This is a genomic window from Rhizobium sp. TAL182 (assembly GCF_002117725.1).
Classification (GTDB): Bacteria; Pseudomonadota; Alphaproteobacteria; order Rhizobiales; family Rhizobiaceae; genus Rhizobium; species Rhizobium esperanzae.
The window spans coordinates 2,438,744-2,458,361 of the sequence record NZ_CP021024.1 but is presented as its reverse complement, the minus strand read 5'-3'; the positions used below and the strand labels follow the sequence as shown (position 1 = coordinate 2,458,361).

General features: G+C 61.7%; 18 protein-coding genes. 6 read left to right on the top strand and 12 right to left on the bottom strand.

The genetic code is table 11. The features are described from left to right. Nucleotides 1-251: 251 nt before the first annotated feature. Together Tal182_RS12355 and Tal182_RS12350 are read right to left on the bottom strand one after the other, a co-directional pair. Nucleotides 252-2,549: an EAL domain-containing protein gene (locus tag Tal182_RS12355; RefSeq protein WP_085859600.1), complete on the bottom strand. Its 2,298-nt coding sequence runs from the start codon at nucleotides 2,547-2,549 to the stop codon at nucleotides 252-254. A gap of 94 nt (nucleotides 2,550-2,643) precedes the next feature. Continuing rightward, a complete protein-coding gene (locus tag Tal182_RS12350; protein ID WP_064802867.1) occupies nucleotides 2,644-3,198 on the bottom strand; it encodes an alpha/beta hydrolase in 555 nt (184 codons plus the stop codon). A gap of 172 nt (nucleotides 3,199-3,370) precedes the next feature. Here Tal182_RS12350 and Tal182_RS12345 point away from each other — a divergent pair, with 172 nt between their 5' ends. The 3 genes from Tal182_RS12345 to Tal182_RS12335 all read left to right on the top strand — a co-directional run bounded on the left by Tal182_RS12345 (nucleotide 3,371) and on the right by Tal182_RS12335 (nucleotide 5,265). Continuing rightward, entirely contained in the window at nucleotides 3,371-4,174 is an 804-nt protein-coding gene (locus Tal182_RS12345; RefSeq protein WP_064802864.1) for a DUF2189 domain-containing protein, read from the top strand. Nucleotides 4,175-4,318: 144 nt separating this feature from the next. Then, nucleotides 4,319-4,798 carry a low affinity iron permease family protein gene (locus tag Tal182_RS12340; RefSeq protein WP_085859599.1) on the top strand — a complete coding sequence of 160 codons (480 nt, stop codon included), beginning with the start codon at nucleotides 4,319-4,321 and terminating at the stop codon, nucleotides 4,796-4,798. Between the two features lie 56 nt (nucleotides 4,799-4,854). Then, nucleotides 4,855-5,265: a hypothetical protein gene (locus tag Tal182_RS12335; RefSeq protein WP_085859598.1), complete on the top strand. Its 411-nt coding sequence runs from the start codon at nucleotides 4,855-4,857 to the stop codon at nucleotides 5,263-5,265. A 55-nt stretch (nucleotides 5,266-5,320) separates the two neighbouring features. Here Tal182_RS12335 and purB read toward each other — a convergent pair whose 3' ends face one another. From purB to Tal182_RS12310, 5 genes are all read right to left on the bottom strand, one after another. Further along, nucleotides 5,321-6,628 (bottom strand): adenylosuccinate lyase, encoded by a 1,308-nt coding sequence (gene purB / locus Tal182_RS12330; RefSeq protein WP_085859597.1) that lies wholly within the window; start codon nucleotides 6,626-6,628, stop codon nucleotides 5,321-5,323. A gap of 128 nt (nucleotides 6,629-6,756) precedes the next feature. Beyond that, nucleotides 6,757-7,257, bottom strand: coding sequence for a hypothetical protein (locus Tal182_RS12325; protein WP_064810471.1), 501 nt, complete (start codon nucleotides 7,255-7,257; stop codon nucleotides 6,757-6,759). Between the two features lie 2 nt (nucleotides 7,258-7,259). Continuing rightward, nucleotides 7,260-7,985 (bottom strand): DUF2259 domain-containing protein, encoded by a 726-nt coding sequence (locus Tal182_RS12320; RefSeq protein ID WP_085859596.1) that lies wholly within the window; start codon nucleotides 7,983-7,985, stop codon nucleotides 7,260-7,262. Beyond that, the gene (gene rpe / locus Tal182_RS12315) at nucleotides 7,982-8,659 is read right to left on the bottom strand and encodes a ribulose-phosphate 3-epimerase (RefSeq protein ID WP_064802854.1); all 678 of its coding nucleotides are present in this window, start codon (nucleotides 8,657-8,659) and stop codon (nucleotides 7,982-7,984) included. Before rpe ends, Tal182_RS12320 begins: the two co-directional genes overlap by 4 nt. Before the next feature lie 63 nt (nucleotides 8,660-8,722). After that, nucleotides 8,723-9,805, bottom strand: a complete 1,083-nt coding sequence (locus tag Tal182_RS12310; protein WP_085859595.1) for an ABC transporter substrate-binding protein — start codon at nucleotides 9,803-9,805, stop codon at nucleotides 8,723-8,725. A 277-nt stretch (nucleotides 9,806-10,082) separates the two neighbouring features. Here Tal182_RS12310 and Tal182_RS12305 point away from each other — a divergent pair, with 277 nt between their 5' ends. Further along, complete coding sequence (locus Tal182_RS12305) at nucleotides 10,083-10,577, top strand: flavin reductase (protein WP_085859594.1); 495 nt, start codon at nucleotides 10,083-10,085, stop codon at nucleotides 10,575-10,577. Between the two features lie 31 nt (nucleotides 10,578-10,608). Beyond that, nucleotides 10,609-10,929 carry a TfoX/Sxy family protein gene (locus tag Tal182_RS12300; protein WP_064802848.1) on the top strand — a complete coding sequence of 107 codons (321 nt, stop codon included), beginning with the start codon at nucleotides 10,609-10,611 and terminating at the stop codon, nucleotides 10,927-10,929. A 350-nt stretch (nucleotides 10,930-11,279) separates the two neighbouring features. On the opposite strand, the gene Tal182_RS12285 is transcribed toward Tal182_RS12300, so the two are convergent. The 5 genes from Tal182_RS12285 to Tal182_RS12265 form a co-directional block, all read right to left on the bottom strand. Further along, on the bottom strand, nucleotides 11,280-11,702 hold the full coding sequence (locus Tal182_RS12285; RefSeq protein ID WP_064810469.1) for an NUDIX domain-containing protein: 423 nt from the start codon (nucleotides 11,700-11,702) through the stop codon (nucleotides 11,280-11,282). A 7-nt stretch (nucleotides 11,703-11,709) separates the two neighbouring features. Continuing rightward, nucleotides 11,710-13,209, bottom strand: a complete 1,500-nt coding sequence (locus Tal182_RS12280) for a DEAD/DEAH box helicase (protein ID WP_064810468.1) — start codon at nucleotides 13,207-13,209, stop codon at nucleotides 11,710-11,712. A 157-nt stretch (nucleotides 13,210-13,366) separates the two neighbouring features. Continuing rightward, nucleotides 13,367-14,680 (bottom strand): peptidoglycan DD-metalloendopeptidase family protein, encoded by a 1,314-nt coding sequence (locus tag Tal182_RS12275; protein ID WP_085859593.1) that lies wholly within the window; start codon nucleotides 14,678-14,680, stop codon nucleotides 13,367-13,369. A gap of 104 nt (nucleotides 14,681-14,784) precedes the next feature. Continuing rightward, nucleotides 14,785-15,612, bottom strand: a complete 828-nt coding sequence (locus Tal182_RS12270) for a ferritin-like domain-containing protein (protein WP_085859592.1) — start codon at nucleotides 15,610-15,612, stop codon at nucleotides 14,785-14,787. Further along, nucleotides 15,609-16,082 (bottom strand): peroxiredoxin, encoded by a 474-nt coding sequence (locus Tal182_RS12265; RefSeq protein WP_064802838.1) that lies wholly within the window; start codon nucleotides 16,080-16,082, stop codon nucleotides 15,609-15,611. Before Tal182_RS12265 ends, Tal182_RS12270 begins: the two co-directional genes overlap by 4 nt. A gap of 125 nt (nucleotides 16,083-16,207) precedes the next feature. Between Tal182_RS12265 and Tal182_RS12260 the strand changes: the two genes are divergently transcribed. Continuing rightward, nucleotides 16,208-19,606, top strand: coding sequence for an AsmA-like C-terminal domain-containing protein (locus Tal182_RS12260; RefSeq protein ID WP_085859591.1), 3,399 nt, complete (start codon nucleotides 16,208-16,210; stop codon nucleotides 19,604-19,606). Nucleotides 19,607-19,618 lie beyond the last annotated feature (12 nt).

Genomic DNA, 19,618 nt, shown 5'->3' with positions numbered 1-19,618 from the left:
TGGCGCTCTCGGGATAGCGCGAGTGGATCGATCTCGTGGCGTCCCCTTAAAGGAAAAGAGAGTGTTTCACAATCCGCCTGTCGCTCCTTCCCCGGTTTCCGGATTTCGTGGCCCGGTTCCCGGATTTCATGGCCCTGTTTCCGGATTTTACGGAATAGCGCCAAGAGAATCGAATGAATTCGCGTTACGAGTCTAGCGGCTTTTTCTCTACGGTGGAATGAAGGCGAAATGGCGGGCCGCTTATACAGGTTTTATTTGGCGGTTCTGCTTGGCGTCGCGCGGAGAAGATGCGTCTGCAAGCCGCGCGCGGCGGTCAGCCCGTGTCGCCAGCTTCCGACGCGAATGAAGGAGGGGATCTGCATGGCCGGCATCGGCCGGGCGAGCGCATAGCCCTGCAGCGTGTCGCAGCCGAGTTGCTCCAGAATGCGCACATGATCAGCCGTTTCGACGCCCTCGGCAATGACGAGAATATTGAGCGAGCGCCCGATATCGATGATCGAGCCGACGAGTTTACGCTGCTCGGCCGACTGCGGCAGCATGCGGATCAGCTCGCGATCAATCTTCAGCGTGTTCGGGCTCAGGCGCAGAAGGCTGACGATCGAGGCGTGGCCGGTGCCGAAGTCGTCGATGTGAATGTCGATGCCGAGCTTGCGGATCTTTTTCAAATTGGCCGCCACCACCTTGTCGCAATCATCGAGCGGGATCGATTCCAGCAGTTCGAAGGCGATCGCGCCGGGCTCGATCTTCAGGGCGCGGAGCTTCTTGCCAAGATCGGGATCGGTCAGCCGCCGGGCGGAAACGTTGACCGATACTTTCGGGATCGACAGGCCATCCTTGATCCAGGCACGGCGGTCCGCCAGCGCGCGCTCGAGGATCAAGGCGTCGATCGTCGAGACGACGTCGAGATCCTCGGCGATATCGAGAAAGCGGTCTGGCGTCAGCAGGCCGTGCACGGGATGTTGCCACCGTGCGAGCGTCTCGACGCCTGTGACATCGAGCGTGCGGGCGTCGAACTGTAATTGATAGAACGGCACGAATTCATTGCGCTCCAGGCCGATCAGGATTTCATCGGCGAGCTGCTTGGCAGAGACGATATCGTTGCGGGCCGATGCCGAGAAGAATTCGAAACGGTTTCGGCCGAGACCTTTGGCGCGATAGAGTGCGATGTCGGCGTCGAGCAGCGTCTGCTTGGCGTCGAGCTTGGCGCCGCCATTGACCGCGATGCCGATGCTGGCGCCGAAACGGCAGTCATGCCCCTCATATCTGACGGGTCGGCGCAATTCTCGGATCAGGCGTTCGGCCAGGCTGGCGATCTTCTTCGATCCAGCATCGACGGCGCAGAGGATGACAAATTCGTCACCGCCGATACGGGCGACGAAATCGGCCGCGCGGACGGAATGTCTGAGCACATTTGCGGTGTGCTGCAGCATGGCGTCGCCCGCCCGATGGCCGAGGGTATCGTTGATCTGCTTGAAGCGGTCGAGATCGATATGCAGAACCGCCAAAGCTAGGCCTTTAGCCCGGCATTGCGCCGCGCCGTCGTCGAGCATCTTGTCGAGATAGCGGCGGTTCGGCAGGCCGGTGAGGTAATCGTGCAGCGCCAGGTGTTCGATGCTTTCCTTGGCGGCTTCGAGTTCGCGGTTGCGGGCTTCCGCCAGTTCTTTGGCACGCTGCAGCTCGTTGCGAAGCGCGACCTCCTCGGTGACGTCCCAATTGGCGCCGATCAGCTTGCGCTGGCCGTTGCCGTCGACGAAGAAGGCCGAGCGGGCACGGATGATGCGTTCGACACCGTCGCCGCGGATGATGCGGTATTCCTGCTGAAAGTCGCTGCCGCTTTCGACGCTGCGGTCGGCCAGCCCGAGCACGCGTTCGCGGTCGTCCGGATGCAGGCTTTCGGCCCAGGCCTCGCCGCCGATCTTGCGCGCCGCACCCTGCAAGCCGTAAATGGCAATCAGGCGATCGTCCCATTCGACGCTGTCGTTTTCGATGTCGGCCTCGAAGACGCCGATGCGGGAAATTTCCAGCGCCAGGTCGAGCCGGCGTGACAGGCGCGACAGCGTCTCCTCGGCTTCCTTGCGGGCGGTGATATCGATATCCGTGCCGACGATGCGCGTCGGTACCCCGTTCTCATCCCATTCGACGCAGGCGCCACGGCAGTCGATCCAGACCCAGTGGCCGTCCCTGTGGCGTTCACGATATTGGAAGATCTGATAATCCGGATCGCCGGCATTCTGCCGCTCGATCGCATGAGCGACGAAGTCGCGGTCGTCGGGATGGACGAGTTGCAGCCAAGCCTCGTAGTCGCCGGCGACCTCCTCGTCCGGCGCCATTCCGCGGATGATTTTCCACGTCGGCGAATAATATTTCCGGTCGAGACGGTAATTGTGATCCCATACACCGAGGCCGGAACCAACAAGCGCATGGTTCCAGCGGCTCTCGCGCTCGGCCAGATCGGAATCGTCGGTCGACCCGTTACCGACGCCAGCCTCAGCCGCTGCGAGATCGCCATGCGGTTTGTCGGCCTCCGGGCGGGCTTTCTTCACGGGCATTCTCGCTGATTTCATCTCGGCGCAGTCTGGGGGCTTTCTATTAAGAAATGCTTAGAAAGCGGTCGCTGAAATGGCGAGGGTCGGGGGTTCCAAATCAGGCAGAGAGGCGGCTGAGGAATTGGGCGAAGACCATTGTTCCTTCGGGCCACGGGCCGTGCCCGGACTCAGCATTGATATGCCCCGCCTCGCCGGCATCGACGAGGAAGGAACCCCAGCTGCTGGCGATATCGTCGGCATGGTCGTAGCTGCCGAACGGATCGTTGCGGCTGGCGACGGTGATCGAAGGGAAGGGCAGCGGGTCGCGCGGATAGGGCCCGAAGGTCATCAGGTGCTTGGGGCGAATGTCGGGATTGGTGACTTCAGGCGGAGCGACAAGGAAAGCGCCTGCCACCCGTTTGCGGAAATGCGGGATGGCATGGATCGCCGAGGGCACGCCGAGCGAATGGGCGACGAGCACGACCGGGCGGGTCGAGGCGTTCACCTCTTCGGCGATGCGGGCAATCCAGTCCTCGCGGACCGGCTTCGTCCATTCGGCCTGTTCGACGCGCCGCGCTGTGCTGAGCTTCGCCTGCCAGCGGCTCTGCCAGTGGCCGGGGCCGGAATTGGTGTAGCCGGGGATGATGAGAATATCTGCGTCTGAGGCTTTCATAGTGCCGCCGATGTGAGAAGGCTTGACCAAGATGTCAAGAGGGGGCGGCAAGGGAGCGACACGGGCGCTGAAATTTGTTATGTTACTCCAGTGCCGGTTGCGGATTTCGTATCGGCTTACCCGCCGATGCATGTCCGCAGCCGACCAAGTCTCGGCTGAGGAGGAGAAAGCCATGGCGGCATTTCATGTCATGACGGGTGCCAGTGAAAACCTGGCGCGGCCCGTGGTCAATCGCATCGGCATCGCCGACGTCTTCGATGCGCTCAAGCGCGGGCTCGACGATTTCAGTGAGAAGCCTTCCCATTACGTGTTCCTGTGCCTGATGTATCCGATTGCCGGCGTCTTCCTGACGCTGTGGACCTCCGGCGCCAATCTTCTGCCAATGGTCTTCCCGCTGATGTCCGGTTTCGTGCTCATCGGCCCGATTGCGGCGATCGGTCTTTATGAGATCAGCCGCCGGCGCGAGGAAGGCCTCGATACGTCATGGACGCATGCGCTCGAGGTGCGCCATTCGCCGGCGCTGCCTTCGATCATCGCGGTCGGGCTGATGCTCTTTGGCCTGTTCGTCGTCTGGCTGGTGACGGCACAGACGCTGTACGCCAATCTTCTCGGCGAAGTGTTTCCGCGCACCATGACGGACTTCACCCGCCAGGTTTTCGGCACGGCGCAAGGCCTACAGCTGATCGTCTGGGGCAATCTCATCGGATTCGGTTTCGCGCTGGTCGTGCTGGCGATTTCAGTCATCACCTTCCCGCTGCTGCTCGATCGTGATATCGGGGCGGTCGCCGCCGTCGTGACCTCGATCCGTGCGACGGTCATCAATCCGGTGCCGGTGCTGCTCTGGGGCCTGATCGTCGCAGCGCTCCTCGTCGTCGGCACCATCCCGGTCTTTGCCGGACTCGCGCTCGTCATCCCGATCCTCGGCCACGCGACCTGGCATCTCTACCGCAAGCTGATTGCGCGGGAAGCTGTATAGCTTCGATCCTGCCCGCGGAAAACCTTGATACCGTGCGATCCCCGATTTTCGGGAACCTCGAACCTGCCTCGGAGTTTTTTGCGAGAGCATGATTGTAGCAACATCATGCTCCCGAGACTCCGAGGAGAGAGTTCAGAGGTGACGATGACGCATCTGTTTGCCCGCTTCGCAACCAAGACATCGGAATGGGCGGGTAAGCCCGTCATCTTCATCCTGGCGCTGTGCGTCGTCATTATCTGGGCCTTGCTCGGCCCCTTCTTCAACTATTCGGAAACCTGGCAGCTCATCATCAACACGGGTACGACCATCATCACCTTTCTGATGGTCTTCGTGCTGCAGAACGCCCAGACGCGCGACACCCGGGCAATCCAGGCCAAACTCAACGAAATCATTCTGACCAGCCATGCGGAGAACCGCTTCATCGGCATCGAAAATCTCGACGAGGAGGAGCTGAAACATCTCGACCAGCTGGTCGCCAAGGCTGCCAAGGGCAGGGGCGAGACGGAGGCTTGCAGTACTGCGGAGACCGCGGAAGCCGCTGCGCCGAAAAAGACCGATGCGCGTAAGCGATCGGCGAATGCTAAGGGCTCGAAGATGAAGCAACGACCGCTTGAGAAGAGCTGAATTCCGCAATATGCTTTATAACGCATGTCGGGTCTAAAGCTGTTTTGCAGGGGGAAATGCGCGATTCCTTTCTCAGAGAACCGCAGGTCGAATTGTTTTTTCAGGCCTATCTCATAGGGCTGCCATTGGGCCATTTGCCATTTTTCTTCAGTGATCTAGGCCTTGGTCTGCTGTTCGCGAAGTTTTTTCTTTCGCTGCCGATCGTTTTTTTATTGTTTGTTTTTTATCGCATTAAATATGCCGCAGTAAATTCACGGCCATTTTTGTGGGGATCCATCATCTTTATCGCAACGTTGGTGTTAATCGTTGCGTCGTTCTTTTTGATGCGCGGCGGGATAAATGATCTCACACGGAAGGACATGACAATATTGGAGATTATCCTGATTGTGTCCGCTCCTTCTCTCCTTGCGACATGCATCTACTTCCCGGTCATGATCAGGCTGCGGCTAAGACGGAGCGTCGGGTAGGCCGCACAGGAGACAACGGCGCCGGAAGGCGCCGCCATGACGTAGAAAAGAATCCTTATACAGCTCCAAACACCCGCCGGAAGATCGTATCGACGTGCTTGGTGTGATAGCCAAGGTCGAACTTCTCGCGAATATCCTCCTCGGATAGCGCAGCGCGGACCTCCGCATCCGCCAGCAGCTCTTCCAGAAAATCCTTGCCCTGTTCCCAGACCTTCATGGCGTTGCGCTGCACCAGGCGGTAGGCGTCCTCGCGGGAGGTGCCAGCCTGGGTCAGCGCCAGGAGGACGCGTTGGGAGTGGACGAGGCCGCGGAACTTGTTGAGGTTCTTCTCCATGTTCTCCGGGTAGACCAACAGCTTTTCGATGACGCCGGCCAGACGTGAGAGGGCGAAATCGAGGGTGACGGTAGCGTCGGGGCCGATCATGCGCTCGACCGAGGAGTGAGAGATATCGCGCTCGTGCCAGAGGGCTACGTTTTCCATGGCCGGCATGGCGTAGGAGCGGACCATGCGGGCGAGGCCGGTGAGGTTCTCGGTGAGAACCGGGTTGCGCTTGTGCGGCATGGCCGAGGAGCCCTTCTGGCCGGGCGAGAAATATTCTTCGGCTTCCAGAACCTCGGTGCGCTGCAGGTGGCGGATCTCGGTTGCGAGCCGCTCGATCGACGAGGCAACGACGCCGAGGGTGGCGAAATACATGGCGTGGCGGTCGCGCGGGATGACCTGGGTCGAGACCGGCTCGGCCTTCAGGCCGAGCGCCTCGGCGACATGTTCCTCGACGCGCGGATCGATATTGGCGAAGGTGCCGACGGCGCCGGAGATGGCGCAGGTCGCGACTTCCTCGCGGGCGGCGACGAGGCGCTGGCGGCAGCGCTCGAATTCTGCATAGGCGAGCGCCAGCTTGACGCCGAAGGTGGTAGGCTCGGCATGGATGCCGTGCGAGCGACCGATGGTGACGGTGTCCTTGTGTTCGAAGGCGCGGGTTTTCAGCGCTGCCAGCAGCCGGTCGAGATCGGCAATCAGAATATCGGTGGCGCGCACCAGCTGGACGTTGAAGCAGGTGTCGAGCACGTCTGACGAGGTCATGCCCTGGTGGACGAAGCGCGCATCCGGGCCGACGATCTCGGCGAGATGGGTCAGGAAGGCGATGACGTCATGCTTGGTGACAGCCTCGATCTCGTCGATCCGGGCGACGTCGAAGGTGGCCGCACCGCCCTTTTCCCAGATGGTCTTCGCTGCCGATTTCGGGATGACGCCGAGTTCGGACAGCGCGTCGCAGGCATGCGCCTCGATCTCGAACCAGATGCGGAACTTGGTTTCGGGAGACCAGATGGCGACCATTTCGGGCCGGGAATAACGCGGGATCATGGGCGGCTGCCTTCACTTCAAGAGGTTAAGCATCGATGTTTTGTTTTTGCGCAATTTCGGGCGCAAAACCGCTGAACACTTTTGCTGAAATTGCTTCAGCGCCCCTGTAGCAAAGACGGGCGGCAATCTCAACGCATGCGTTTGGCAAGATGATAGCTGCTGACGACAAGGCAGACGAGGCCAAGCGGCAGGAAAAGGCGAAGGCCGATCACCAGGAACTGGTAGACGGCGCTGATGCCGGTAAAGACGAACTGGAAGGCCCAGGCGACGCTGCCGAAGGGCGCGTGCCAGCGCGAATAGAAGATCCGGTATTCCATGGCGAAGAGAAAGGCGGTCATCAGGATCGTGGCTGCCGTCAGCGTCACGAAAAAGGCGGCGAACCGCGCTTCCGGCGGTCTGTTATAGGCAAAAAAGCGAGCGACCGGCAGGGCGAAGGGCCAGGAGAGCAGGCCGCCGAGAAAATAGAGTGCCGCCAGCTCGGCGAGCCGGCTCGTCTCGAGGCCGTTGCGGAGGTACAGGCCGAGCATCGCGGCGGCCAGCATCTGCACGCCCCAGAGCAGTGCGCCGGCAAAGAGATCGGAGGAGGGCGGCTTTGCCGCCCTTAGACGATCCGTCCTGGGGCGATCCATGCTCAGGGATGGACCGGGACGGCGATCCAGCGTCCGTTCCTCTCAGCATCGAAGGCGAGGACGAGTGCAATGTGAATTTGATTTCCGCCCTCCGGCTGGTAGACCACCGCGCCGCCGATCCTGAATTCGACCGAGCATGTGCGCTCGGCCGGAACAGCTGTTGCATGCCGCGCCGCCTGACGGTTCGGGACACCTTCCTTCTCGATCATCTGCAGGCTGAAGCCAAGGATCCGCTTGTCGACCGTTGCGCATTCCTTCGGCGTCGGCACCGGCATCTCGCCGAGTGAGAGCGTATAGGGCGTCTTCGGCGGTCCATCGATCGCAAGTGTGGTGTAGCGAAGCGTCTTCGAGGGCGAACCGAGCTCGGTTGGCGGGTTGAAGGCGGCAATCAGACCCGGATTTGTCAGAAGGTCGTACTTATCCATCTGACTGCGCGCCGCCGTCAGATTCTGGCGGCGGGCCTTGGAAAGATTGGCGTCCTTATCCGTCAGTTCGGTGCGGAAGGGGGTGCCTTCGAGATATTGGCCGCTGTCGGTATTGATGAAGTAGGTTTCGGAATAGGGGACGCTGCCGCTTTCCTTGATGCCGAATTCCTGAAATGCAAAGATCTTGCCGTCGGCGGAAAAACCGATTGGCTGGATGCTGGCAATGTCGCCGGCCAGCGACAAGCCGGGCAGGCCGGCCAATGCGGCGGCAAGCATGCCGCCAATGATCAGACACTTCTTCATGTTCGTGCCCCTTCGGCTGCCTGACGCAATTCGGCGACGGTCCTACGGTAGCTGTCGACCGTACCACCCTTGAAAATTGCCGAGCCGGCGACGAGCACGTTGCCGCCGGCTCGCGCGATATCAGGCGCCGTTTCCACGGTGACGCCGCCGTCGACCTCGAGTTCGATCGGCCGGTCACCGATCAGAGACTTTGCCGCGGCGATCTTGGCCGTCATTGCGGGAATGAATTTCTGTCCGCCGAAACCGGGATTGACCGACATGATGAGGATGAGGTCGACGTCGTCGAGCACGTTCTCGATGGCGCTCAGCGGCGTCGCCGGATTGATCGTCACGCCGACCTTCTTGCCGAGATTGCGGATGGTCTGCAGCGAGCGGTGCAGATGTGGCCCGGATTCGGTGTGGACGGTGATGCGGTCGCAGCCGGCCTTGGCGAAGGCTTCGAGATAATCATCGACCGGAGAGATCATCAAATGGCAGTCGAAAGTGGCTGAAGTGTAGGAACGCAGTGACTTGATGACATCGGGACCGAAGGAGATGTTCGGCACGAAATGCCCATCCATCACGTCGAGGTGGATCCAATCGGCGCCGGCGGCGGTGACGTCGCGCACCTCCTCGCCGAGCCTGGCGAAATCCGCCGCGAGGATCGAAGGGGCAATGCGAATGGGCAGCGTCATCAAGTCTTACTCCCGTATGGGCGCCACTTGCGCACGGCGCCGAAATTCAGGGCTGGCAGCCGCTCATTGCGTCGGCGCAGCAGGTGGAAAAAAGCCATTGCCCCGCCATTCGAGCAGGCGGTAGGGGTTTTGCGAAAGCTCATGCGCGCCGGTGAAGGCGACGGCGCCGATCGGTGTCTGGAACGTCGTGCCGACAAGTGTCTCCCGCAGCGGCTTGCCGGCGGCAGCGGCGGCTTCGGCCGCCCGGCCGGCAATCAGGGCCGCCGCCAGGGATGGCAGGACATAACCTTCAGGCTCGGTGCCCTTGGCGCGCAAAGCGCCGGCCGCCGGCGCGCCTTCCGATAAAAGCGCATATTCGGGCAGGGCGACGGCACGCACGCCGGGAGTGAGCGGCAGCGGCTGATCGGCGGCGCGCATGGCATCGCCGCCGAGGATCGACAGCGGAATGTTTTCCGCCTTGGCGTCGCGGGCCATGACGGCAACATCGTTGCGATCGCCGCCAACGAAGACCCTTGTGGCGCCGGCCCGTTTCAGGCGGCGCACCAGAGCGATCTGCTGCTCCTGTCCCGGCCGGTAGGTATCGGTGAAAACCGGCTTCAGGCCGTTCTGCTCCAGCGCATTGCGCACAGCTTCCGTCAGTTCGCGGCCATGAATGGTGCCGTCCTCGATCAGCGCGATCGGGTCGGCTGCCCAGTCCTTGAGGATCACCTCGATGATCTTTGCTGCCTCAGTGCCATCGGCCGGTGCCAAGCGGAAGAGCGGCCAGCCGTTTTTCAGCGCATCCTCCATCAGAATGCGCGAACGTGCCGAAACGGTGATCGCGGGAATATTGGCGTCCTTCAGCTTCGGCAGTGCGCCTTCCAGCGTCTCACTGCAGAGAAAACCGATTGCGATCTGAACCTTGGCATTGACGAGCGCATCGGCGACCGCCGCGCCGCTATTGTCCTCGCAGGTCTCGTTGACGGCGACGAGTGTATTACCGGACTGCTGGATCTCGAAACCGGCGCCGGCAGCGATCTGCGCGCCGAGGAGGCCGAGCGGCCCGCCCTGCGGGGCGACGACGCCGATCGTCACGCCGGCCGCATGGCCTTGCGCCGCCGTTCCGAGCAGCGTCAGAAAGGCTGCTATGCCACGCAGGTTGATCATGAAAGGCGAAGATCCCTAGCCATCGTCCATGCCCTTTTATCCGCAAGGCCGCAATCGTCAAAGAAAAACAAGCCGAACCCGACGCTTTTCACCGGTCCTATTGTAGAAAAGGTAACCGATGCTCGCCATATTGGCGCGATAGCAAGTCGAACTACGGTGTCGGACGTCATTTCAGTCGCGCAAAGGACACTGTAGCATTTTGAATTGCTGCATAGTTCTCCTAAATCGATCCCGATTTAAGGAACGACGCAGGCAGAAGAGCGCGCGGGAGAAGCACGTGTTGAACAGGCAGCATATCGACCCCGGCCTTTATCGCGATGCCATGAGCCGTTATGCCGGTCATGTGCAGCTCGTGACGACGGCGATGGAAGGTCTGCGCCGCGGCGTGACCATCACCGCCGCCTGCTCGGTCTCGGACAATCCGGCTTCGGTGCTGATCTGCCTCAACAACACCAATCCGAAGAACGAGATCTTTTTCCGAAGCGGCATCTTCGTGCTCAACACGCTCGGCGCCCACCACCAGGGCGTCGCCGACGCTTTCTCCGGGCGCACCGCGATTGCCAATGACGAGCGCTTCGCCAGCGGCCGGTTCGATACGCTCGTCACCGGCGCCCCCGTTCTTGCCGATGCGCTCGCGGCCTTCGATTGCCGGGTGACAGACATCAAGGAAATGCCGACGCACAATGTCATCTTCGGTGAGGTTGCCGCCGTCCGCTTCAGCGAGAAGCACCCGGCGCTCATCTATATGAATCGGGATTATCACACGCTGTAATGCGGCTGGCGGGGATGCGAGGAAACAGAGAATGGATAATGCCGGGATCGAGGAAATGTTTCAGGGGCTCGGCCCCGTCACGATCAAGCGCATGTTCGGCGGCAAGGGCATTTATCATCTCGGGCGCATCGTCGCCGTCGAAGTGCGCGACGAGATGCTGCTGAAGGCCGATGAGAAAAGCGCTCCGGAATTTGCCGCCGCCGGCGCCACGCAATGGGCCTATGAGGGCAAGAAGGGTAAACCGGTGAAAATGCCCTACTGGTCGATCCCCGAAGAGGCCTACGACGATCCCGATCTGATGGCGAAATGGGTAAGGCTTGCCTATGAGGCGGCGCTGCGCGCAGAGGATTAGAGCCTTTCCTGGTTAGATTGAAGCATTCTGCCGGAGCAGGTTTTCGTTAGGGCAGAGGCGATTGGCGATGGGCATACCCCCAAGTACGTCCGAGCCGATCGCCTTTGATCCTGGCGGAAGGATGCCCGGCCCACCGGCCGCACCGCTTCGCCGCGGCGAAGCGATCAGTGCGTCCGGCGCTTTTGAGTCTTGCAGATTTGCCTGGCAAATCTGCGGGAGGGTTGGCTGAAATGGGCCGGCTGATCGACCGGCCGGCTTGGCCGTAGAACCGGGCTACGACGCGCGCCGGCCGGTCGACCATCCGACTCCGTTTGAGCCAACAGAATGCTTCAATCTAACCAGGAAAGGCTCTAACCGCGTTCGGCAGTCGGCAAGGCTGCTATCGCCGCCCTGGTGAAGGCCGACAGCGGCGTGGGCAAATCCGTCAGGGCAAACCAGCCGAAATCGGAAAGCTTGTCCGGTTCTGTCAATTGCGGCTCGCCGCCAATGTCGTGGGCGAGATAAAGGATGGAGATCCAGTGCTGGCGGTCGGCATCGATGATCTGTTCGGTCACGCCGATCCGTTCGATCCGACCGATCTTGAGGCCGGTTTCTTCTTCGGCTTCGCGTCGCGCGGCTTCTTCAGCCGGTTCCATGTGATCGACCTTGCCGCCGACGATGTTCCAGTAGCCGGCTTCAGGCGGGCGCATGCGCTTATAGAGAAGGATCCTGCCTTGGCGCAGGATCACCAAACCGACGCCGAGGCCCGGGAAGTCGACGCCGGGCCTGCTCATTGGATGCTCAGACCTTGGCGCTGCCGGCGATCAGCATGAAGGCCGGGATGTCGTCGCCGAAGCCGACCGGGGTTGGGCCGTCGTCGTGATCGCGATGACGGCGGCGGTCGCGGCTGTCGTCGTTTGCCGGGTAAGGCCGATTGTTGCGCGCATTGTTTTGCGGCTTCTGCTCTGCTTTGCGCTCGTTCTTCACGACTTCGGCCTTTGCTGGTGCTGCTGCGATCACTTGGACGTCATTATCCTGTATGTCGTTATCAGATTTATGACTCGCAGCACTGTGCCTGCCGCGCCCGCGCCCGCGATCCTTGTCGCCACGTTCGCGTCCGTTGCGGCGCGGACGGTCGCTGTCCTTGCCTTCTTCCGCCGGTGGCAGCGAGTTCAGGTCGCCATTCAGCCATTCGACATTTTCGCCGATCAGCTTCTCGATCGCGTCGACGAATTTCGTGTCGCGCTTGGTGACGAGAGTGAAGGCGGCGCCGGAGCGGCCGGCGCGGCCGGTGCGGCCGATGCGGTGGACATAGTCCTCGGAGTGGATCGGCACGTCGAAATTGAAGACGTGGCTGACATCGGGAATGTCGAGACCGCGGGCAGCAACGTCGGAGGCCACCAGCAGCTGGAGGTTGCCGTCACGGAAGTTCTGCAGCATCGTCGTGCGGGAACGCTGGTCCATGTCGCCATGCAACGCACCGACGGAGAAGCCGTGGCGTTCGAGCGAACGGAAGAGATCGGCGACATCCTTCTTGCGGTTGCAGAAGATGATGGCGTTCTTGAGTTCGGTCTGGGCGCGGACGAGTTCACGCAGAACCGCGCGCTTCTCGTAATCCTTGCTGTGCGAGGCGACGAAGCGCTGCGTCACGGTCTTTGCGGCCGAAGCGGGCTTTGCCACTTCGATGCGCTCCGGATTCTGCAGGAATCGGTCGGCCAGCTTCTGAATTTCCGGCGGCATGGTGGCCGAGAAGAACAGCGTCTGGCGGGTGAAGGGAATGAGCTTGGCGATGCGCTCGATGTCGGGAATGAAGCCCATGTCGAGCATGCGGTCGGCTTCGTCGATGACGAGGATTTCGACGCCGCTCATCAAGAGCTTGCCACGCTCGAAATGGTCGAGCAGGCGACCGGGCGTGCAGATCAGCACGTCGGCGCCGCGCTCCAGCTTGCGATCCTGGTCCTCGAAGGAAACGCCGCCGATCAGCAGGGCGACGTTGAGGCGGTGGTTCTTACCGTATTTCTCGAAATTCTCGGCGACCTGGGCGGCGAGTTCGCGCGTCGGCTCCAGGATCAGCGTGCGGGGCATGCGGGCGCGGGCGCGGCCCTTTTCCAGAAGCGACAGCATCGGCAGGACAAAAGATGCCGTTTTGCCGGTGCCCGTCTGCGCGATGCCGCAAATGTCGCGACGCTCGAGCGCAAAGGGAATGGCCCCCGCCTGGATAGGTGTGGGGATCGTATAGCCCGCGTCCGTGACAGCGGATAGCACTTTTTGGCTCAAGCCAAGGTCAGCGAATGTCGTCAAAGGGAAAACAGTTTCCGTTCCGGTTCGGCCGAGCTCTGAACGAGTCGGCGGGATTGCATGCCGCAATGCAGCGCGACATAGCCCCGAATGGCCGGCAAGTCAAGAAATAGAGAGGCCGCACCCTGTGCAGAGTGAAGCTTTGGTTACCGGGTGGGTATTACTTGATATAGGTGGCGAGTTTAAGGCCGGCATTCATGAAATATACTGGATCGACCGCACGGCCGTTCTGGCGCACTTCATAGTGCAGATGCGTGCCCGTCGAGCGACCGGTGCTGCCGGCAAGGCCGATGACGTCGTTGCGGTCGACAGTATCGCCGGCCGTGACCAGGACCTGGGACATGTGGCCGTAACGCGTCGAGATGCCGTTGCCGTGATCGATCTCGACCATATTTCCGTAACCGCCTGTCCAGCCGGCTGATATCACCTTGCCGGGCGCCGTCGGCCGGATCTTTTCACCCGGCGAAAAGCGGAAGTCTATGCCGGAATGCAGCGCCAGGCGGCCGAGGAAAGGATCCCGGCGGTTGCCGAAGGGGCTGGTCATTTCCTTGCCGAGGGCGGGGTTGCGGAAGGGCAGGGATTCGGCGGTGCTGCGTACAGCTTCGAGCCGTGTCAGCGCGCCGTCGAGAGCGATCAGCGAATTGTTGAAATCGTCATTGCTCTCCGGCTCGACATAGGGACCGCCGACGGCGCTGTCATCCCAGTCCTGCTTGGCAGCGGTCTCGGGCATGGGGATCTTGAACCGGGTCAGCACGCTCTCGATGGCGTTGGCGGCGTTGCCGGCGTCGCTCGTCAGCTGCTCGACGCGGTTGCGCTGGTCCTGTTCGACATCCTTCAGCGACAGCGTCACCTTGGAGAAGATGCGGTCGGCGCGATCGCCGACCGTCTCGGTGGCCGGCACGTAGGCGAGGGTCGTATTGTCGGGAGTGGCGTCGGCCGGTGCGCCGCCTGCCAGCTGTTTCTCGATCGCCTCGATGCCGCTTTCGCCGAGCGAAGCGCGCTTGTCCTTGATGGCGGGGGCATAGGATTGCGCAGGCGAAGACGGCGCGCTGTCCTTATCCGTGAGCCCGGAGCTTTCGGCGCGGTCGAGCAGATTGTCGAGCTTGCCGTGGCGTGAGGTGAGCGCCATCTGCTGCTCCATCAGCTTGTCGACCTTGTCTTCCACCACCTGCTGATCGAGAAGCTGGCGGGAGGTGATGCGATCGACCTGGGCGCGAAGGGCGGCGATGCGGTCCTCATAGTCGTGCTGCATGCGGGCCTGGCGTGCCATGGTGGCGCCGATCAGGTCGTCGCGCAGCACGAGATAGGAGGTCGCCAGGAGATAGCCGATCGAGAAGACGCCGACGAAGCAGAAGGCAAGTGCTGCCATCCACGGCCGAACCGTCATGTGGCGGACCTTGTCACCGCTTGCCAGGATCAGAATATGTTCCTGCGCCCGCTTGCCGAATACCCGGTGCTGATGTCCGCCGTTCACGCAGGCTCTCCCGATTGATGCTCTACGCCTCTTTCGGAAATTAGACACGTTTATGGTTAATGAATGCTTTCGTCGTCGCCGTTTACGTTAGAAAATCAATCAGCTCAGGCATGGCTGATCGATGCCAGGGAGCGGTAGAAGGATGGCGTCAACCCGGCTTCGGCGCGGGCAAGATCGTTGAAAGGCGGCTTCAGCGGCCCGCGGAAATTAGCGCGCACCAGCTCCTGAAAGGCCTTTGCCGGATCGCGTTTCTCCCGCGCGCAGAGGAAGCGGAACCATTTGGCGCCGACGGCGACATGACCTTTCTCGTCGTTGTAAATGACATCGAGCACCGCCGCGCTTTCGAGATCGCCGGTCTCACGCATCTTTGCCTGCAGCGACGGAGTGACGTCGAGACCACGGGCTTCGAGAATCAGCGGCACGACCGCCAGCCTTGCCGTCAGGTCGTTGCGCGTCGAATGGGCGGCCTGCCACAGCCCGTCATGGGCGGGAAGATCGCCGTAATCGGCACCGAGATCGTTCAGGCGGGCGCGCACCATGCGGAAATGCTTCGCCTCCTCGAAGGCGACCTGCATCCAGCCGTCGAAGAAGGAATTCGGCACCGGCTCGGTCGCGAATCGCGCGACGATATCGAGCGCGAGATCGACGGCGTTGAGCTCGATATGGGCAATGGCATGGAGGAGGGCGATCCGGCCTTTCAGCGTGTGCAGCGAGCGCTTTTCCACCTGGGTCGGCGGCGTCAGCACCGGTTTCTCGGGACGGCCGGGCCTCTCGGGCAGGGCTGCGTCGAGCGGCGAGCGCAGCGACACCCGGCGGGCGAACCAGCGGGTGGCGCTTTCCTGCGCAAGGGCGGTCTTGCGGTCGAGGTCGGCCGAGCGGATGGCGTCTATAGCGCCGCCGCGCAGCGAGTTTATCGCGAGATCACCGGTCACGCGGCCAGATTCCTGACGGCCTCGAGCACGGTCTCGGCATGGCCCTGTACCTTCACCTTCTGCCAGATCGTCGCGATCGTGCCGTCCTGGCGGATGAGGAAAGTCGTGCGCTCCACGCCCATGAAGTTGCGGCCGTACATGCTCTTTTCCTTCCAGACGCCATAGGCCTGCAGCGTCGTCTTATCCTCATCCGAGGCGAGCGCGACCGAAAGACGGTGCTTTCTGATGAATTTGTCATGGCAGGCGGCCGAATCGGGCGACATGCCGATAACGGCGGCACCTGCTGCTTCAAACTCCGGCGCCAGCGCAGTGAAAGCCAGCGATTCGGCGGTGCAGCCCGTCGTATCATCCTTGGGATAGAAGAAGATAACGAGCGGCCGGCCATGAAAATCGGATAGCGAGACACGGCCGCCGCCATCGCGGGGGAGGTTGAAGTCGGGGGCCAGGGCACCGATGCCGGGAACCGCCATTGGGAAAACCTTTCTTTTGCCGGGTTTGTGGATGACACTCTCTCTCCCCGAATTATATAGTGGACGGAAACCCGTCCAGCATGGCCGGGTTCAATTCTTCGATTTAAGGGAGAGCCCGAGGGCGCATGTCAGCCATCCGCGGCGAAAAGGTCACGTTTCGCAAGAAGGATATCGTTGCGCTGGACCGCTTGCCGTCCGCTCAGGCCGAGGATCCGATCATCGTTCATTGCCCGCCGCCGCGTTCGCCGATGCGACGGACGGCGAAGCTGACGTCGGTTTTTCTCGGACTGATTCTCCTTATCCTTGCTGTCATCGTCTTCACCGTCGAAAGCGGCATGTTCGACAAGCCGCTGTCGCAACAGGCGCAGGCGGCGCTAGATGGCGTGGCCGGGCCGCGCTACCGTGCCGAAGTCGGCTCCACCGTCATCCGTTTCACCTCCGACTTCCGGCTGGCGCTGGAAGCGCGCAACGTCAACATGATCGATCAGAAGAGCGGCCAGCACCTGTCGACGACGGGTTCGGTGCGCCTGGGTCTCGATCCGCTGCAGCTTTTCCGCGGCCGTATCGCCGTTGCGGACATCGAAGCGGAGGACATCGCACTCGACACCGCGCTTCTGCCCTCCGGCAACCCGGTCAAGCTCGACGATCTGCGCATTGACGCCATGCCGGCGGCGATGGAGACGATCTTCGAGCAACTCGACATGTTCGACAGCATCGTGACGCGCGGCTCGACGAATTCCGTGCGCATCTCCGGTATCGACATCAAGCTTGCCGATACGGCGAACGGTCCGCTGTCGCTTGTCGTCGACAATCTGGTGTTCGCTCATGGCGGACCATCCTCGCTGCAATTGAGAGGCGAGGTTGCGCTTAACGGCGAGGTGGCGGAACTCGACGTGCTGGCCGAGAAGGAAGACGGCCAGGTATCGAAGGTGGTGGCGACGCTCAAGCACGCGAACCTCACGCCGTTTACGCTGAAACGCAACGATCAGGGCGTGATACGGCAGGGGCTTAACACTTTTGCCGACCTGACGGTGTCGGCCACGAGGACGCGCGATGGCGTCGAACCGGCCCTCGCGGCGACGATCGACATCGATCCCGGTCTGATCTATGCCGATGGCGATCCGCAGGAGCTGTCGGGCGGGCAAATCAATCTGGCCTATGATTTCGTCAAGCAGACAGTCGAGATTGCTAAATCGAATCTCCGGTTCGGCGCGACCACGCTGCCGCTCAATGGCGCGCTGATCGATCTCGACAAACTCGACCCCAAAGCCGGCAAGGGCTTCGGCATCGATCTGCTCGTCAGCGGCGGCACCGCCGCCCCGAGCGGCTCCGGCGAACAGCCTGTTGCCTTCGACATCCAGGCGACCGGACGCTATATGGTCGCCGGCCGGGAATTCCTGTTCCCCAACATGACCGTCTCCAGCCCGCTCGGCGCGCTTTACGGGGCGTTGCACATCAGGCTCGGTGACAAATCACCGGAAATCAGCTTCGCCGGCCAGTCCAGAGAGCTGCAGACGACGGCGATCAAGCAGCTCTGGCCGTTCTGGATGGCGCCCAAGGTGCGCACCTGGGTGCATGGCAATCTCTTCGGCGGCACCGTCACCGATGCTTCGATTTCAGTCTTCATTCCCTTCGGCCGGCTTGACGAGGCAGCCGGCGGTAAAGGATTGAAGCTCGACGCCAATCAGATCCGCATCGGCTTCGATATTGCCGGCGCGCGGATGAACGTCGCCGGCGACATTCCGCCGGTCCGTGATACGGCGGCGCATTTCGATCTGACCGGTGCCGTTGCGACGATTTCGATCAAGAGCGGCATGTCCTATTTCCCCTCCGGTCGGTCCGTCGGCCTCGGGCAGGGGACGTTCGTCATACCGTCCGCCTACGACAAACCGCTGATGGCCGATATCGATCTTGCGGTATCGGGTGCTGCGGACGCCATAGGCGAACTCCTCACCTATAAGCCGGTCCGGGTGCTGCAGCGCGCCGGCTTTACGCCCGACGATTTCAAGGGACATATCGACGCGAACGTGAAGGCGCATTTCGGACTGCTCTCTTCGCAAAACCCGCCGCCGGCCGAGTGGAAGGCCGCCCTGAAGCTCGCTGACGTCGATCTTGCCAAACCGTTTTCCGGCCGCACGATCAGCAATGTCAGCGGCATGCTGAACGGCGATCCGAAGCAGATCACGCTCGACGCCAAAGGCGAAATCGACGGCATTCCCGCCAATATCGATCTGACCGAGCCGGTCGAGGCGTCGTCTGGCGTGCAGCGGCAGCGCGTAATCACGGCGACGCTCTCCGATGAGCAGCGCAGCAAGGTAATGCCCGGGCTTTCCGATATCGTCAGGGGCAACCTGAAGATGGTGCTGACGCGGATCGACGACGACCGGCAAAACGTTCAACTCGACCTCACCAAAACGATGCTCGACCTGCCCTGGATCGGCTGGTCGAAAGGCAGCGGCATTGCCGCCTCCGCCGAATTCGAGATGTCCGGCCCGCCCGAGAATGCCGAGATCAAGAATTTCCGGCTGAAGGGTGACGGCTTCGGCGCCAGCGGATCGCTTGTTGTCGGCAAGGCCGGCCTTATTTCGGCGGATTTCGACAGTGTCAGGCTCTCCTCGCTCGACGATTTCGCTCTGTCGGTCAAGCGCAGCAAGGGCAATTTCGACGTCTCCGTTTCCGGCGACAGCGCCGATGCGCGGCCGGTCATCGCCCGATTAAAATCGGGCTCGGAGGGCGGTGAGGACGGCGGCGAGGATAACACCGGAGTATCGGTGCGCGCCAAGCTGAAAAACGTCGTCGGCTTCAACGACGAGAAGATCGGCAATTTCCAGGCGCAGGTGTCGCTGCGCGGCGACAAGCTGCAGACGCTGAATTTTTCCGGCGTCACCGGCAGCGGCGAGGCCGTAGTCAGCCAGATGAAGGACGGAGGTGTCATCAATATCACCAGCGGCGATGCCGGTGCGGTATCGCGTTTTGCCGATCTCTATCAGCACATACAGGGCGGCCTGCTCAACTTGGCGATCCGGCTTTCGCCGCAGGGCGGATGGGACGGCTCGCTCGATGTGCGCCGCTTCTCGATCGTCAACGAACAGCGCCTGCATTCGATCGTCTCGACACCTGTCGGCAACGAGCAGCGAAGCCTCAACGAGGCGGTCAAACGCGACATCGACACCTCGTCGCAACGCTTCCAGCGCGGCTTTGCCCGCGTCATCTCGCGCAACGGCATGGTCGGTATCGAGAACGGCGTGCTGCGCGGCGACCAAATCGGCGCGACTTTCCAGGGCGTGGTGCGCGACCGCAAGGGCAATATGGATATGACGGGCACCTTCATGCCGGCCTACGGCCTTAATCGCCTCTTTGCCGAATTGCCGCTGATCGGCGTGATCCTCGGCAATGGCAGCGACCGCGGCCTGATCGGCATCACTTTCAAGCTCACCGGCAAGTTCGACCAGCCGAACCTGCAGATCAATCCGCTGTCGATCATCGCGCCTGGTGTTTTCCGGCAGATTTTCGAATTCCAGTGAGGGAAGCGAGAC

Coding starts and splice junctions, on each gene's coding strand:
- Tal182_RS12345 (WP_064802864.1), top strand. CDS start 3,371: ATGGCGGCATTTCATGTCATGACGGGTGCCAGTGAAAACCTGGCGCGG.
- rpe (WP_064802854.1), bottom strand. CDS start 8,659: ATGACGCTGCCCATTCGCATTGCCCCTTCGATCCTCGCGGCGGATTTC.
- Tal182_RS12310 (WP_085859595.1), bottom strand. CDS start 9,805: ATGATCAACCTGCGTGGCATAGCAGCCTTTCTGACGCTGCTCGGAACG.
- Tal182_RS12355 (WP_085859600.1), bottom strand. CDS start 2,549: ATGCCCGTGAAGAAAGCCCGCCCGGAGGCCGACAAACCGCATGGCGAT.
- Tal182_RS12300 (WP_064802848.1), top strand. CDS start 10,609: ATGGATAATGCCGGGATCGAGGAAATGTTTCAGGGGCTCGGCCCCGTC.
- Tal182_RS12335 (WP_085859598.1), top strand. CDS start 4,855: ATGCGCGATTCCTTTCTCAGAGAACCGCAGGTCGAATTGTTTTTTCAG.
- Tal182_RS12285 (WP_064810469.1), bottom strand. CDS start 11,702: ATGAGCAGGCCCGGCGTCGACTTCCCGGGCCTCGGCGTCGGTTTGGTG.
- Tal182_RS12265 (WP_064802838.1), bottom strand. CDS start 16,082: ATGGCGGTTCCCGGCATCGGTGCCCTGGCCCCCGACTTCAACCTCCCC.
- Tal182_RS12350 (WP_064802867.1), bottom strand. CDS start 3,198: ATGAAAGCCTCAGACGCAGATATTCTCATCATCCCCGGCTACACCAAT.
- Tal182_RS12260 (WP_085859591.1), top strand. CDS start 16,208: ATGTCAGCCATCCGCGGCGAAAAGGTCACGTTTCGCAAGAAGGATATC.
- Tal182_RS12325 (WP_064810471.1), bottom strand. CDS start 7,257: ATGGATCGCCCCAGGACGGATCGTCTAAGGGCGGCAAAGCCGCCCTCC.
- purB (WP_085859597.1), bottom strand. CDS start 6,628: ATGATCCCGCGTTATTCCCGGCCCGAAATGGTCGCCATCTGGTCTCCC.
- Tal182_RS12320 (WP_085859596.1), bottom strand. CDS start 7,985: ATGAAGAAGTGTCTGATCATTGGCGGCATGCTTGCCGCCGCATTGGCC.
- Tal182_RS12340 (WP_085859599.1), top strand. CDS start 4,319: ATGACGCATCTGTTTGCCCGCTTCGCAACCAAGACATCGGAATGGGCG.